General features: G+C 60.7%; 11 protein-coding genes and 1 pseudogene. 6 read left to right on the top strand and 6 right to left on the bottom strand.

The annotated features are described in order from the left end of the window. Nucleotides 1-229 (top strand): transposase (locus P8R42_04885; GenBank protein ID MDG2303983.1); only part of this gene is annotated, 229 nt, incomplete at its 5' end. A gap of 326 nt (nt 230-555) precedes the next feature. Beyond that, nucleotides 556-2310, top strand: a complete 1755-nt coding sequence (locus tag P8R42_04880) for an ATP-binding protein (GenBank protein ID MDG2303982.1) — start codon at nt 556-558, stop codon at nt 2308-2310. 97 nt (nt 2311-2407) lie between these two features. On the opposite strand, the gene P8R42_04875 is transcribed toward P8R42_04880, so the two are convergent. After that, on the bottom strand, nt 2408-2611 hold the full coding sequence (locus P8R42_04875; GenBank protein ID MDG2303981.1) for a hypothetical protein: 204 nt from the start codon (nt 2609-2611) through the stop codon (nt 2408-2410). A gap of 325 nt (nt 2612-2936) precedes the next feature. Here P8R42_04875 and P8R42_04870 point away from each other — a divergent pair, with 325 nt between their 5' ends. Further along, nucleotides 2937-3131: a hypothetical protein gene (locus P8R42_04870; protein ID MDG2303980.1), complete on the top strand. Its 195-nt coding sequence runs from the start codon at nt 2937-2939 to the stop codon at nt 3129-3131. Nucleotides 3132-3149: 18 nt separating this feature from the next. Here the strand turns inward: P8R42_04870 and P8R42_04865 are convergent, their stop codons facing one another. Both P8R42_04865 and P8R42_04860 read right to left on the bottom strand, forming a co-directional pair. Then, a complete protein-coding gene (locus P8R42_04865) occupies nt 3150-4031 on the bottom strand; it encodes an alpha/beta hydrolase (protein MDG2303979.1) in 882 nt (293 codons plus the stop codon). A 133-nt stretch (nt 4032-4164) separates the two neighbouring features. Next, on the bottom strand, nt 4165-5082 hold the full coding sequence (locus tag P8R42_04860) for an alpha/beta fold hydrolase (protein ID MDG2303978.1): 918 nt from the start codon (nt 5080-5082) through the stop codon (nt 4165-4167). A gap of 1343 nt (nt 5083-6425) precedes the next feature. On the opposite strand from P8R42_04860, the gene P8R42_04855 reads away from it, so the two are divergent. From P8R42_04855 to P8R42_04845, 3 genes and pseudogenes are all read left to right on the top strand, one after another. Next, the gene (locus tag P8R42_04855; GenBank protein MDG2303977.1) at nt 6426-9005 is read left to right on the top strand and encodes a histidine kinase N-terminal 7TM domain-containing protein; all 2580 of its coding nucleotides are present in this window, start codon (nt 6426-6428) and stop codon (nt 9003-9005) included. Nucleotides 9006-10109: 1104 nt separating this feature from the next. After that, the gene (locus P8R42_04850) at nt 10110-11294 is read left to right on the top strand and encodes a hypothetical protein (protein ID MDG2303976.1); all 1185 of its coding nucleotides are present in this window, start codon (nt 10110-10112) and stop codon (nt 11292-11294) included. Nucleotides 11295-11399: 105 nt separating this feature from the next. Then, a pseudogene (locus P8R42_04845) lies at nt 11400-11642 on the top strand (transposase). Nucleotides 11643-11764: 122 nt separating this feature from the next. On the opposite strand, the gene P8R42_04840 reads toward P8R42_04845, so the two are convergent. The 3 genes from P8R42_04840 to P8R42_04830 form a co-directional block, all read right to left on the bottom strand. Further along, nucleotides 11765-13387: a PAS domain S-box protein gene (locus P8R42_04840; protein MDG2303975.1), complete on the bottom strand. Its 1623-nt coding sequence runs from the start codon at nt 13385-13387 to the stop codon at nt 11765-11767. Between the two features lie 642 nt (nt 13388-14029). After that, complete coding sequence (locus P8R42_04835; protein ID MDG2303974.1) at nt 14030-14167, bottom strand: hypothetical protein; 138 nt, start codon at nt 14165-14167, stop codon at nt 14030-14032. A 635-nt stretch (nt 14168-14802) separates the two neighbouring features. Further along, nucleotides 14803-15810, bottom strand: a 1008-nt coding sequence (locus P8R42_04830; GenBank protein MDG2303973.1) for a PAS domain-containing sensor histidine kinase, incomplete at its 5' end; no start/stop codon positions are given.

Genomic DNA, 15810 nt, shown 5'->3' with positions numbered 1-15810 from the left:
CGGCTACATCGAGAGCTTCAACGGAAGGCTTCGCGATGAACTTCTCAACGGCGAGATCTTCTACACGGTGCAGGAGGCAAAGATCCTGACCCAATGGTGGCGGCTCGAGTACAACCACGTCCGACCGCACAGCGCCCTCGGTTATAGAGCTCCTGCTCCCGAGGCGATCGAACCGCTGCCGTTCCGGCGTGGGATCTTTACACCCATGGAGAGCGCTGCTCTAACGTAGCGGCTGGTACGACAACCGGGGGCGGGTCAGGGGCGGCTGCCTGTCGACCTGGGCGAAAAGCCCATTTATCTCGACTACAGCCTTTCGGTGGAAGAGGAGACCGCATCTTCCTGGAGGGGCTGCGTGGCGAGGAGAGCATTGCCGCTCTGTGCCGCCGCAAAGACTTGGCCCCGAACTTACCGCTGCCGCCGTGCTGGGGCTCCTGGTGTCGTTTCGCCTTAAGCCGGGACAACGGCGCACGGCCCAATCAAGAAGACAAGAAGATTGATTATTGTAGTGAAATCGTTTACTGGCAATGCCCCCACAAGCCATTTACCGGGCGCGACATGGATTCTTCCGAAATCGAGAGTGCAGAGGAAACGCGCCGACTTCGCGTGCTGACGATCGTGACTCTGATGACGAGCGCGATGGCTCCGTTCTTCGTCTACCAATACATCTCGCTCGGAATCCCCGAAGTCTCGGGCATGGTCGTTTTCACGGTCGTAGGTAGCATCGGCAGCGTGCTCTGGGCACGAAGCCATGCAGACAGCAGACGGGGCGGTTGGTTGGTCACATCGCTGCTTTTCAGCCTGCTAGTGTTCAGCAACCTGTACTCCGGCGGCTTCTACGACCCGAATTTTGGGTGGCTCTACGTGTTCCCGATCCTGGCGGGCCTTCTCGTCGACGCTCGAGCCGGTTGGGTGTTCGCCCTCCTCGTCGGTCTGATCATGTTGCTGTTCTGGTTCGCTCCCCAGTACGGCTTCGAGATCGCCGATCGCATCCCGCCAGCGCGTCACGCGGAGCAAAGCCTCGCCAACCGACTCTCGGCCGTGTTGGCGATCGGCATCATCCTCTCGGCGCTCGCCAGTCAGCGCCTATTCTCGCGTCACTTGCTGGAAGCAGCCAATCTCGAACTGAAGGAGGAGATCGAACGACGCGCCTACCTGCAAGAGCGTCTGGTGAGGACCGAGCGCGCCGCGTCCATGGGGAATCTCGCGGCTGGCCTCGCACACGAGATCAACAACCCTCTCACGGCAGTGCTTGGAAATCTCGAGTTGCTTCGCATGGGGCAACTTACGGAAGACCGCGCCGAAAAGGCGGTGGGGGCGGCGCTCGAGGCTTTGGAGCGTGTTGTGAACCTCGTACAGGATCTCAGGCTTTTTTCTCGTGGAAGTTCGGAAGAGCTTGGATCCGTAGCTGTGCTTCCTGCAATCGAGCGCGTTTCACGGCTGGTCGCGGCCGAGATCCGGAATCGTGCATCATTTCGGGCCGATTGTACGCCCGATCTTTTCATCCGCGCCGACGCCTCGCGGCTCGACCAGGTTCTCGTCAACCTGCTCGTCAATGCGGCACACTCGATCCCGGTTGGAGCGACAAACCAGAACCGCATCGAAATCAAGGTCCGAGACCTCCGAGAGAAGGTGCGGATCGACATTTCCGATACCGGGTGCGGAATTCCCCCGGATCTCCAGCGTCGGGTTTTCGAACCTCTCTTTACGACGAAGGCGGTGGGCGAAGGCACGGGGATCGGACTGTTCGTCGCGCAGAACATCGTCCATTCGTGGGGCGGACAGATCACCGTCACGAGCACTCCCGGCGACGGCAGTACCTTCTCGGTCCTTCTGGACCGCGCGGACCCGGGTTCGGAGGTGGAACGGAGCGCAGAGGACACCACAATCTCCCAGAAGGCGATATCAACAGTGCCTCGGCGAATCTTGATCGCGGACGACGACGTGTCGGTGCTTGACTACCTCTGCAACGCTTTTCCGTTCGACGACATCACCACGGCAAAGAACGGCCGCACCGCGCTCGAAAGGATGCTCCGGGAAGAATACGACGTGGTGCTCTGTGACCTCATGATGCCCGAGCTGACCGGTTACGACGTGCTCGACGAGGTGCGGCGGCGCCAACCCGAACTTGAGGCACGGATCATTTTCATGACCGCCGGCCTCCTTCCCGGGCGGGTTGACGAGACGTTCTCGCCCACTTCCAACCCCCTAATCGAGAAGCCCTTTTCGATCCAGGAGCTCGAACACCTGATCGCGCAGCTGCCGCGGAAATCCGTCGGGCGGGGAACCGGGAAGCAGGGAGGGGAAGGATGACCGGGAACTTTCCAGCCGAATCATCCAAGGAATGCCGCCACCGCCCGATTGAACTGTTCAAAAGCCTCCCAAAAACATGAAGAGAAACGCCCCGCGGCTACGCCGCGTGGAGAAAGAGGTCGGGCTCCGGTTTTTCGCGCAGGACCATCTCCGCCGAGAAGATCCAGCTAGGCTCGAAGTACTTCTCTAAACCGCTGACCCGTAAGGACAGCTGAATCCGATTCAGATCACGCCAAGAGGCGACGCAGCGCGGAAGCTCCAAATCGGACAGAAGCGCCGCCGCCTCGACCTCGCGGACCAACTCCTCGAAAACAGGCCGCCCAAAGTGTGCCCCGACGCTCCCGGGGGCACGTTTCGGGCTGACTGATACAGAGCCGCCGAGTCAGAAATGGCCCTCGTCTGGGCTGCCGTCATGCACAGAAGCCGGCTAGCTACGGTTACAATTGACACGGACGACCTTCTCCGCACTTTCTCCCTTTCCCATCGGATTCTCCTTACGTTTGGGCCAGGAGTGTCTCTTATTTCATCGACCTATTTGGTCCAACCGTCTCTGAACCGGGCCACTCGACGCAACTGCATCGCTCACCACCCACGACGACGCGGCAGATCTCCTCAGGATCATCTCGGTGGCCAAGCCCGACTTCGCACTGTTGGGCGCGGAGCAACAGGCAACCAGTGAGCAGTACCTGATCGATCTGCAAGGCGTGGTCGACGCGGGCCCCGACGCCTTCGGCAATGCGGCCAATGCGATCCTGCTCGGCGGCGCTGCCCAGTTCGTCACGGCGCTGCGTGACATCGAGTGCGATCCGTTCATCCCTTAGCCAACCAGGTTGCCAAGCTCATCGCGATGGAGCCGACGTCGCGCCTTCGCCCCCGCGGGCGCGCTCGAGATGCTCTCCAATCGCGCCGAGCCACGCTCCGCGAGCTTCGATCTGGGGGCTGTGGTGTGCATCTGCGATGACGACGAGCCGGGCGGACGGGATCTCCCTCGCCATCCGACGCGATGGGCCGAGGAATCGCTCGTCCTGATCGCCCACGAGCACCAGTGTCGGACAGCGGATCTCACCGAGCCGATCGGTCACGGGCTCCTGGCCCATGATCTCGCGCATGAGGTCGGAGTACACGGTCGGGTCCAACGCTTCGAGCTTGACGAGAAGCCGATTCCAATAGAGATCGGGGCCCATGTCCTGCTCGGCCCGCCGCATCGGCTCGGGCAGCCGCTTCCGATTCGCCCGAACCATGCGCCAGAGGAGCCTTGGCGGGAGACGCCGAACCAGGTTGCGCAGGGCCCAGCCGCCGAATCGCGAAGACCCCAGCGTTCGGTCCGCCGTATCCATCAAGACCAAGGAAGCCAGTCGCTCGGGATGGGCCAGTGCGAAGCGAAGCGCCACCATCCCGCCGAGGGAATGACCGAGCAGGTCGCAGCGATCAACACCGGCCGCGTCCATGAAACCGGTCAGATCGGCGGTGAGCTGGTCGAGCGTATAGCCGCTCCCCGGATTGCTCGTCCCCCCGTGGCCACGGCCGTCGGGGACCAGCGTGCGTCCCAGCGCGCCGAGCGGCTCGAGCACGTCGGCGAAGTCGTCGCGAGAGCCGGTGAACCCGTGCACCAACACGAAGGGGCGTCCGCCCTCTCCTGCTTCATCGTACTCGACGTCGAGAGCCCCGACGGCAACCCGATTCGTCGCACTCTGTGTCTGTTCCTGAAGAGCCGGCTTCATCCCTGGTCTCTCGAAGGGGCAATGTAACACACAAGCGCTTCCGAGCCCCAAGGCAGCGTCGAGAATCTCGCCTCGATCGAGATCCCGGCGGCCACAGCCAATCTCGCACGAGGCCGGACATGCGCGGGACGCGTCAGCCCGAACCTTCGACACTCACGGTATGCCCGCTGGCGCGCAGCCTCGCCGCGACCTCACCGACGCGATCCGGCCCGCCCACCACGTAGGTGTCGAAGAAGGCGATCATCATCTCGGCCGCCTCCTCGAGCAACGGGTCCGGTCCCGTGGGGAGGCGCTCGATCATGTTGACATGGTTGCCGCCGACCATCTCGACGAGAATCTTCGGCGCCTCCAGACCGACGTGAAAGGCGCGCGTGTCTGCCGCCAGGATGGGAACATCCAACGTGCCCTGGAACGTCAGGGTGGGAGGGCCAGAGGGTGAGTAGGACTCGCCGAAGAGCGCTTCGACCGCGAACGTTGCGGGCTCGACATACACTGTCGCCACAAGACGGGTGTCGCGGCAACAAGAAGCGCGGGAGGCCGCGATCACGGTGGTGCCACCGAGGGAGTGTCCCACGGCCGCCACTTTCGCGCCGTCGATTCTCTGGTACAGCGCATCCGCCGGAGCGAGACTCGCGGCCAACAGAGCGTCGACCACAAAGGACACATCCGCCGGCTGCTGGCCGGCATCGAAGCCACCATTCAAGAAGCCACCCGGGGCGTCCTGGTTGGTGAGGGGGAAGGAAACGGCAGCGATGATGTAGCCGGCCGCCGCGAGACGCTGGCCGATCGCGTCGAAGCGCTCTGTGCGTCCACCGAAGCCGTGCGCGAGGAGAATCAGAGCACACCGGCTCCCGCTGCAGCTCGGTCGGCGCAGGGCGCGCTCGGCGTACCAGAGACGCGTATCCAGACGCCGCGACGAGCTCCCGGCAAAGTCCTCATTGGCGGGTGTCGATCGCCTCACATCGACGAACGTGCGCACCTCCTCGCGCACGTCTTGTAGGGCGATCTCGGTCGGAGCGCCATCGATCGCAAGGTCTCCACAAGAGACCATGAAGATCGTCGCGGCAAGGACCGCGGCGACGACGCTTGGAGAGGAGGGAGGGCGTTGCAGCTACGCGCCCGAGTTGCGGGAGCGCGCGAATCGGAGGCTACGGCGAGCGAATGAGATCCTCCGCAAGGCATCGGCGTATTTCGCACAGGCGGATCTCGAGCGGCTTACTCGTACAGTAGCCGACGTTCGAGAGAGAAAGAGCCCGGAGGTAAACCAGATCTCCGGCACGCACGATGTCATCCATGTGCGACGAGATCCTTGTTGTCACTCGTCCCGAAGCCCGAACCGTAGACGCAGGTGGCAGAGGCACGCGCACCAAGAGGACGACAGCCACCGCCAAGGGGAGAACGACACGGAGTCGCCGTGCGAGCGTGACGAGCTGCGCCCACGATGCCGCCGGTGCAAGGGCAGCTATCCGACCCCGACTCCGGCTATCGGCGTGAATCCGCGCCAGCCCAGGGGAAGCCACTGTCCATAGGCGCGCGCGGCCGCCACCTGAACCCAAGGGATGTCGAACCCGGCCACCGGCGGGAACCCCTTGTGCCTCTACCAATAGAGCAGAAGCCAATCCTTCGCCTGGTCCTGAAAGCGCCCCAAATACAAAAGGACGGCGAACGCGTCGAACGCGAGGACCGCCACGAGCGGGGGGGGGGCAGCCGCGTGGGGTCCAGGCTGGGCAATCCGATGCCGAGCACCGTCAACATCAGGGCCGCGTCCCATATGAACTGCTTGACGCGAACAGCGAACAGGCCGCTCTGCGGGTGCAGCAGGACGAGAACCGCCGCCAGCAGCCCGACCTCCCGCCGACCGCTGAGGTGGGTCGCCAGCCAGCCCGCGAGCGGAATCAATCCGAGCCCACACAGGGATGGCACGATCTGAAGTTCGAACTCGGGGTGGTCGATCAGCGCATGGAACGGTTTCGAAGCTACGACGAACCCCATCGGGACTGATGAGCCCGACGTAGACGAGGCCGAGCGCTTCCCAACCACGGCCGGATAGCTTCGAATTGGGACCGCCGAGCATTTCGGCGGGCGCTATTTACTACGGCTCCGGCAGCCAAGCGCGCTTGCGCGCAGATCCGGAGAGCAGCCACGAAGGAGCGGACGGCCCCAGGGTCGACTCACAGGCAACGCCAGCACAGAGGGGCGGGAGGGCGGCATTGGCATTGGACCCGCGCTTGAGCGCGTGCGCCTTCTGTCTCGCAGACTCCTCGCAAGCGACAACCGGTGAAGCCCGAAACGGCTGTTCCCTACTCGATTATACGATCAAGGATTGCAGCCCCGAGTTGTGGCATGATCTAAGCGGATGCCTTGCAAGTTTCCGGGGCACAGATGGATTAATTCATGCTCGAAGCCCAAATAGCAGCCTCACTTGGGATCGTCCTATTGGTGGCGCTGTCTACGCACGTCTTTTACCGGCGTCCGCCAGCAGTGCTGTGGCCGGCACTCCCCTTGGTCTTCTTCTCCGCGCTGATCTTCTCTCTCGGCGACCTGCTTACATTAGTCTGGCCTAACGACTCAGCGATCCGCTGGGGCGGAATGGTTATGGCCTACACCGGTCTGCTGACGATCGCGCCTGGCTGGTGGCTCTTTACGACGGGCTTCTCAGAGATGGTGGGCTATCGAAAGGTTGCCTTTCGGTCTGCCTTGCCCGCACTCGTCACGATCAATGCCCTGCTTTGGATCGGCTTGATCACGAACCCCTGGCACGGGCAGTTCATCGAGACGCGGCCCCTTGCGAGAAGCGAGTACGGACCGCTCTGGTACGCGACAGCTCTCATCAACTACGCTGCCCTCTGCGCGGCAGTGTTCGTCCATGCGCGGGAGGGGCATTTCGTACAGGACCCGACGATACGCACGCAGTGCCGATTCCTCGTCGCCGCCGTTTCCGTTCCGATGTCGATGAACATGCTCTACGTGTTCAGCCCCGTCCCTCTCTCGTACGACCCGACAGCGCTCGGCTACGCGCTCAGCTGCCTCCTCTTCCTGTTTGCTGTAGAGCGCCGCGACCTCTTTGTGCTCGAGCGCGTTTCTCTCCCGAGCGTGCTCGACCATGATGCCGACCCCATCGTGATCGTCACCCGCCACCACCAGGTACTTTACGCAAACCCAAATGCAGAGAAACTCTTCGGCCAAGGAAGATTGAAGCCCGGAGCTCCGATTGGCGAACTTTTCGAACTTGCTATGCCTAGCTTTTCGCTCGCGGAGTATAGAAACAGTGCGCCACACCCGCGAGAGCATCGATTCACATCGCCGTCGGGAATCGAAAGTTTCGTCCAGATCGAAGTCTCCACCGTTGAGAGAAGTCCCGGACACCAAGCAGGAATGTGTCTGCGGCTGAGAGACCGGACCGCGCTGAGAAAAGCCCTGGAGGAATCTGATGAGCATTTCGCATTGTTGGAGGCTCTCGACCTGGCGATGGGAGAGGGGCTGCTCTTCAAAGAACAGAGCGGTGAAATTCGTTATATCAACGAGGCGTTTGCAAAACTCTGGGGGATGTCCAGTCGGGAGATGCTTGGCCACGGTGATCAACTCCAGCTCTATTTGGGCAAGATGCTTCGCGAACCGCCTCCGAAAACAATGCGGCGGATGTGGGATCCCGAGTACGCGTCATTCGAATCCTCGAGGACAGAGTCGTGCGATCTCGCGATGCGCGACGGGAGGACTCTCGAAGTAAGGACGTTGTCCATCGAGACGAAGCGGGGGCTCCAGGGAAGGGCCTGGCGACTGTCTGATGTGACGCAGGCGCGGCAAGAGTCGCAGGCCATGATTCAAGCCCAGAAACTCGAAGGTCTGGGCCTCTTAGCTGGAGGGATCGCTCACGACTTCAACAACCTCCTCATGACGGTCCTGGGCAATACGGAGATCGCTCGCGAGGGGACCCACTCCGCTTCCCCGATGCAGGGACCTCTGGCCGATATTGAGGTGGCGGCCACGACCGCCGCAGAACTCACCAGCCAGCTTCTCGCCTACGCCGGCAAGACCACCTTCATGACAGAGAGTCTAGATTTATCCTTGCTGATCCGTGAGCTGACCAACTTGATCTCTGTAACGATCCCCAAAAGCATCGAGATTGACTTCCGTTTAGAGGAAGATCTCCCGCTCATTCGCGGCGGATCCGCGCAGATTCGTCAGGTGTTGATGAACTTGATCACGAACGCAGCCGATGCAATCGGCGACGCGAGTGGCAAGATCGAAATCGGCACGGGCACCGGTCGACCCGCGCCGATGAGTGACACATGTGCATCCATCGAGCATGGAGAGATCTCGGGAAACGTGGTCCATGTCACGGTGTGCGACACTGGGGAGGGAATGGATGTCGCAACACTGACGAAGATCTTCGACCCCTTTTTCACCACGAAGTTCGCCGGACGCGGGCTCGGACTGGCGGCCACACGCGGCATCCTCGATAGCCACGAAGGCCTGCTCAAAATCGAGACGGAGCTGGGGTCCGGAAGCACGTTCACCTTCCTGCTGCCGGTTCAAGAGGGCTCTCGCCCCGCCTCGAAGAAAACCGGTTCCTCGGTTTATCCAGGAGCTTTTGCGAATCAGGACGTACTCGTTGTCGACGACGAAGCGCCAATTCGCGCCGTGCTGACGAAGCATCTCGCTGCAGTCGGATTCAATGTTCACCTGGCTGCGAATGGAGAAAAGGCGCTTGCTACGGTGGAAGAAATCGGGCCGGCACTCCGCCTCGTGATCTTGGATATCGCAATGCCGGGCATCAGTGGAGTCGAGACATGGTTGCAGTTGAGAAAGAGACGGGCCGAGCTGCCAATCCTCATATCGAGTGGCCACCCCGAAGAGGCGATGGAGGCGATGGAGGGCTGGAACACTGCTTACGATGGCTTCATCCAGAAGCCCTACCGGAGCCAATCACTTCTCCTGGCTATCGAGTCGCTCTTGGATCCGGGCGAGTCGTAAACTGAATCACCCCGGGTTCTCCGGATCCGTTTCTCTCTGAAACCGGACACCCGTAGTCCTCGTCAATGACGCAGTAGTCGTACGTCTCGGGGCGCGACCCGATCCGGGATGCCGAGCAGCCGACCGCCAGGACCATGAATCCGACGAGCACGAACCTGATGCGCCTGACGGTAGCCAACATGAAGGCCCTCTTCCCCCCAATCGCCATCCAGAGGCAACCCCAAACCTGCCGCCGGGGAGCCCCCGCCCGGGGCGAAGCCGCTGGCGGGCAGAGGAAGGCCCGAACCCGGCAAATCTCGGCGGCCACGAGGAATCCGGGCGCAGCCGGTCATCAGACGGCGAAAAGCGGCTCTGTTCAGACAGAAACATCTTCGAAGAGATCGCCGGTGCGGCCCGGCGGCGCCTGGGCCGGATCCGGACGGGGGAGGTTCAGGTTCGTGGGGACTCTCGATTGCGGTAGACAGACCTCCCAACGGCAGGGCGACGTTGCAGCCCGACACGCAGGCTCGACACCTTACTGAAAAAGCTGATCGCAAATGCGTGACTCCTTGAACTCGCAGAGCGGCAACGCCTCGACAACGCCGGCCGAGCGACGCTCGAACTCGCGAGGTCAAACGCGGAGACGCTCCTGCTAATCGCGCTGCGGGAGGCCGCAACGACTTGATGCCATCGGTCACTGGTCTGTACGTCCGCTCCGGACACTCTTCCTTAGTTTCCCTTGGAATCAGGTGTTTGGCGTGTGGCCCCCCCATTGCATGTCGCATCCTCTCAAACGTCCCGCCCTACCCCAGCGGCGGGCACACAATGAGGGGCAAAATCATGGAACGAATGAGTGCACATCCCGTCTTCGCGGCGCAGATCGCCGCTCGATACCTCTCTCGCTGCGAGACCAGACTCGTTCATTGCGATCAAGGCCCTCGTGGCTGGCGTCATCCATGGCTCGCTTTGGTGGGGGAGCGCACTGATGTCCAGACCGACCCCATCGCACCACCGCGCAGGACGAGCCGACGGTGGCCAGGCGATCAGACCGCGCTGCCCGAGCCAGGCCCGGGGAAGATCGCTTGGCACACAAGATCTCGATCGCGCCCGGCGAAGGGACTCGGCATGGGAAACACGACCAAGCCAACCATGATCTCCTATGTGTCGAAAGTGAAGCCCTCAATATTCTTCTCTGCCGCGATGCTCGTGCTCATCACCGGCGCCTGCGGCAGTGGCAACAGCACCGGCACCGGCAACGCGGAGGTGGTTGACGAATCAATCGCCACCGTCAGCATGGAGGCGTCAGGGATTGGAAACTCCAAGGTCAGTAGAGATGAATATGACCAATCTGGCCAATCCGACCAATCCAGCTTGCCGACGATGATCTCTATCCATGCCCACCTCGACGACGACTGGCAGCCCTACGAAAACCCAAACATGGTGACGGTCGACCTCCAGCTTCGGGCCGAAACGACCGCTCTAATCACTGCGGTCGCCAACAGCCTCAACCATCACGACATCGTGGCCAATTTCCAGATGAGTTACGGGATGGCATCCGCACTGTGCGAGACCGACGAGGGACAGGATCTCGTTGACAGTCTCCTCGAAGACGGCCACGAGATTGGGATCCACACGCACGGCAGCGAATACGTCGATGATACCTATGACGCTCTTGTCGGAGACTGCGGAGTCACGCCTGTCACCGCATCGGGAATCCAGTTCAGCATCGCCACCGCGAGGCCCCCCGAAGCCGGGTCGCAGGAATGGCTCACCGAAGTTCACGCCCTCGGCATGTCCACGGTGCTCGCCGGGCTCGGGCTCTCGACGAATTCCCAAAGCTTCGTATGCGACACCTACGACGGCGAAATTGCAGATGCGGATGCCAACGCCTTGCTCCATTCGTGGCTGGCCCACCCTGACGACATCTGCCTCTCAGACCCTTCGGAAACCCTCGCAATCGTGACCCACAGCGATCGAGAGGTACGAGCTACCACCTCAATCGATACGCGGATCGACAACATCGCTGAAGGGGACTTGTCATTATGGGAAGAACAACTCGACGCGGCCGTTCCCAGCGCCGATGCAGCCTCGACCTGGGGCATCGTGATGGCCCTCCCGGCAATGATGGACGACGGAGCGGCAGATGAGGCTTTCCTAGCGGAATTCGAGACATTCCTCGGTCGCCTTGCGACCCGGGTCGCAGCCAATGAAATCGTGAGCATGACAGCATCCGAAGCCGGGTCTCTGCTGCGCCGCAAGCTCGTTGGTTACAAGCCCCCGTTTTCGGCCCACTCGGCAATCAGACCGTGACCCACCCCAGTGACCTACCCCGCGTTTTTCGGCCCAGTTGAGACGTGAGAATCTTCTTCTCCGGCAACCAGTACGGAGAGCGAAAGCCGAAAAAAAAGATCCACGGACGACCAGATGGTCAAGATTCTTCGGAAGACCGACCGGCCCCCGGCGGTGGCTAAGAAGCACGGCGTGGCCGAGCAGACGATCTACGCGTGGAAGAAGCCCTTCGGTTCGATGACGGCTAGCGACACGAAGCAACTGCGCTCGCTCGAGCAAGAGAATGTGCGACTGAATAAACTCTTCGCAGAGCTCGATCTCGAGTTAGAGAAGATGACAACCCGAACCGCAGGGGCGATCTCTCAATAATCGATTGATCCGAAGAACCCGGGCAGCTCAGGGAAGCGCTGCGACTCCAGATCGGGCGTCTTGGTCACGAGCTTGAAGCGAAAATCCGGTAGGCCCCTTTTGCAACCATGGAATTCGGCAAATCAGTCGTCGAGAATATTCCGGACCAGAGTTTTCAGCTCGGAAGGGATGAAGGGCTTGGCCAGAAACCGGGCTGACTTGTCGTTAGGACGGCCCTCGGTAGAGACGCTCTCGGCAAACCCCGACATCAAGAGAACCTTTATCTCGGGACGCGAGCGCGACAACTGATGGGCCAGATCACGACCATCGGTATTGGGCATGAGGATGTCGGAGACCAGCAGGTCGATCGGCCCTTTGTGCGTTTGGTCGGAGATCAAAATTGCCTGCGGCCCATCGCTGGCTTCCAGAACCTTGTATCCCTCAAACCTGAGGATCCTGCAGACAAGCGCCCTGACCGATTCATCGTCCTCCACCACCAAGACCGTTTCCGCACCTCCGGCGGGATCCCAAGCCTTGAGCTGCGGCTCCTGGAGCGCTGCTGGGGAATCCAGCGCGGGGAAGTAGATCGAAAAGGAGGTGCCGTGCCCGACGTCACTTTCGACCTCCATAAACCCCCCGCACTCCAGAACGATGCCGTAGACCGTGGCAAGCCCGAGCCCGGCCCCCTCACCAAGGTTCGCGGTGGTGAAGAAGGGTTCGAAAATATGCGACTGCACCTCTTCGGTCATTCCGCTCCCCGTATCTTGTACTTCGAGCCGGATGTAACCGCCTGGTGCCATATTACCACTCAACACCTCGTCGGAAGTCAGCTCGACGCCCTTCGTAACCACGCGGATCTGACCAGCTCCCTCTATCGCGTTGCCACTGTTGACGACCAGGTTCATGATCACCTGGTCGACCTGAGTGAGGTCCCCGAGGATGGCTTTGAGGTTAGGTTCCAGGTCTAGTTGCAGCTCGACCTCGGCGGGGATGAGTCGCCTTAATGTCTCTTCTGCGCTGCTCACCAAATCGTTCAGGTCAACTGCAACCAACTCAGTGACTTGTTTGCGGCTGAAGGTCAGAAGTTGTCTCGTTAGTCGAGCAGCTCGGTCAGCCGCTTCCTTAATGTCCCCAGCGAGTTGATTGATGACCGCGGAGTCGTTTGTTGATTTGATAAGTTCGCTACTCCCGATCACCACCGTCAACAGATTATTGAAATCGTGGGCAATGCCACCGGCAAGTTTCCCGACGGCCTCCAGCTTGTGCGCCTCTCTCAACTGACGCTCGGTCTCGCGCAGGGTCTCCTCGGCTCTCTTGCGTTTCGTGATGTCACGGATAAAAGCGGTGAATGCCGTTTTGGACCCAATTCGAAAGGGCGTGATTGCCAGCTCCACGGGGAACTCCTGACCGTTGGAGCGGGCGGCAGTGATCTCGATCCGCCGGTTGAGTACAGGACCTTCACCGGAGACGAGGTAATGCTTCAATCCCTGCTCGTGAGCAGCGCGTAGCGAGGGGGGCACGATGAGGTTCGCCATTCCCTTGCCCAGCACCTCGTCGCGTTTGTACCCGAAGGTGTCCTCGGCCGCAGGATTGAACTCTAAGATGAGTCCCTCGGAATCGATGGTGACGATGCAATCAAGAGAGCACTGCAAGACGGCGTCGCGTCGTGCTGCGCTCTCCAAGAGGAGGTAGTTGAGCGAGCCTCCGTCGCGGCTGGACTCATCGCTTTTTTTGAGACGTGCTCGAAGAGAATCGATTTTCTTCATCAATCTCTTAATGCTGTCTATTGATTCGCTCAAAAGTTCTCCATTGGGATTCCTGTGCTCATCGAGACAAAAGCACTAAAAGCTAGGAATCGCGGAAAGGAACTCACACCTCAGTGTCTTCATCATTTAGAGGCGGCCTGAAGCGACGGACAGTCTCATGGCCACGGATCCTGCCCCCGCCAAGCTAGCACCGATACAGAAACGGCGGGGTCGGTGCCATCCTATCGAGAAATTGAGTCTCTGCTGCTGTCGGATTTCCCGGACAGACCTGACGCGGAGCCGCCCTGCGGCTGCGCCGCCGCGGCTCTGTCCCCGAAAATCGACTTCGCTCCAGGCTTCGCGCGGGCGGCTACCCGTCGACCTGGGCGAATAGGCCGTTCATCTCGACTACGGCCCCGTGTGTACGCCTCGTTCAGCGAGAACAATTGTCCACCGCGTTGTCCTGGGTCATCCGAGCGCTGGGCTCACCACGGGCGAATGGCAAGACAAGTCTGCCTTCACTCCCCCGTTGACATCCCCGTTCGCCCGCAGTGCACGGAATGCAAAAGAAACTAAACGAAGAGTACCAAGCGCCATTCTCTGAGGTCATATATACCACGCAAGAGCAGGGAGATCTTCGCGAATCCTGTGGACCGGGCGTGGTCAGGCGGCGCATTCTTCCTTGTTCTCCAGTTGAATTCCGTCCTGGTACTTGACTCCGTGTGCGTCCAGCGGGAGCAGCGCGTGGCCGCTGAGCCTTCGCCACCGCTTCTCCGCCATCTCCAAGAGCTTGAAAGTCATCGTTATCGAGTTCGTTCGCGAGACAATGAACCCAGCACCGCCGCTCTCGCGTCTCCGGCCACACCTCGCGGACAGCCGTCCAGAAGCCGAGTGCGCCGTCGCCGACAGCCCCGCGGCGTCCTCCCCCAGCAGCGCCGCCAAGAGAGAAGGTCCGCGAAGAGGACTTACAGGGCAACCCAAACACACGAACCCGATTTGCCCCTGTGCGGACATCCGGCTTCACGTGCGGGCCGGGTTCTCTGGCTGCTCGAGGAGCTCAAGCTCCCGCACGAGGTCGAGCCCATTGATTTCTTCGACATGCGCCACGACGAAGCGAACGCAGGAAATCGACGCGTTCCCTTTTTGGGTCGATCCGAAAACCGATACCAAATTTTTGAATCGCTCGATATCAGCGTTTGGCTAGTTCGGACCTACGCAAAGGACTCGTTTCTCGCACCACGCAGGCTCGGGGAGACCTCCTGAAGTGGCCCCTCTCGGGCATGACGAAACTGGACCTGGGCTCACGAAGGCGCCGGCAGCGGCACAAACCGACCAGGAGTGTCGTCGGTTTCGCAGCGGCATCCGAAAGCGAATGCGACTAGGCAGAACCGACACCGCTCCGATGGTGCGCCTCCTTAGCCAGCCCACTAGCGAGGCTAAGGCACAGAGGGTTTCGTAACCAAATCGCGGCCGGAAGGAAGCACGAACCAGAACCGGGCTCCGCCGTCCGCCGGGTTCTCCACCCCGATCTGCCCTCCATGTTGGTCGACGATACTCTTGCAGATGGCCAAGCCAAGCCCCGTTCCGCCCTTGGCTCGACTGTCAGAGGAATCGAGTTGCCGGAACTTGTCGAAAATCATTGAGTGTTCGGTTGGCTTAACCCCCTCACCAAAGTCACGGACGGCGATTCTGTGAGCACCGCTTTCGAGCTCGGTGTGCTCAATATGGATCTTGCCGCCCGCCGGCGTAAACTGGATCGCGTTACCCAGAAGATTGGTCAGGACTTGTACGATTCGATCTTCGTCAACCTCCAGCCGTTGGTCGATCCTCTTTGGAAGGGAGACGGACACTTGCCCTGCGGTCGCGAGGCCGGACACCGCCGCGCAGGCCTTCTCAATGATTTCAAACAAATTAGCCGAATTGACTCGCAGCTTAACCATTCCGGCGTGAAATTTCTCAAGGTCAAGGATGTCGTTTACGAGTCGAATCAGCCTCCCGCAGTTCCGGCTGGCGATCAGGGTGAGTTCTTCCGCTTCCTTCGGAAGGGGACCGGCGAGGCCCTGCTCAAGCAACTTAAGGGAACCGCTAATCGAACTGAGAGGGGTTCGGAGTTCGTGAGAAACCACTGAAACGAACTCCGCCTTCATCCGCTCGGTAGCCTTGCGCTCAGTGATGTCTTGGCCGATTCCGATCACGCCAAGAATGACCTGATCCTTTGTGCGTCTGGATGTGGCATTCAATAGCAAATGGAGTTGGTCGCCCGCCTTGGTGAACAGTGGGAATTCGTAGTTGCTCGTTTCCTCTCCACGAAGCGCCTTATCCAGCACCTCCTTCACCGCCGCCTTGTAATCATCGGTGATGAAGTCGTTCACCAAATTGCGCTCAAGCACCTCAGCCTTGTGAAAACCAGTTATCCGCGCCGCGGTTTGGTTCCATTCGTTGAC

It is taken from the genome of Candidatus Binatia bacterium (assembly GCA_029243485.1).
In the GTDB taxonomy this organism is placed as follows: domain Bacteria; phylum Desulfobacterota; class Binatia; order UBA12015; family UBA12015; genus VGTG01.
Note: the sequence above shows the minus strand (reverse complement) of the source record. Positions and strands in the feature narration are given on the sequence as shown.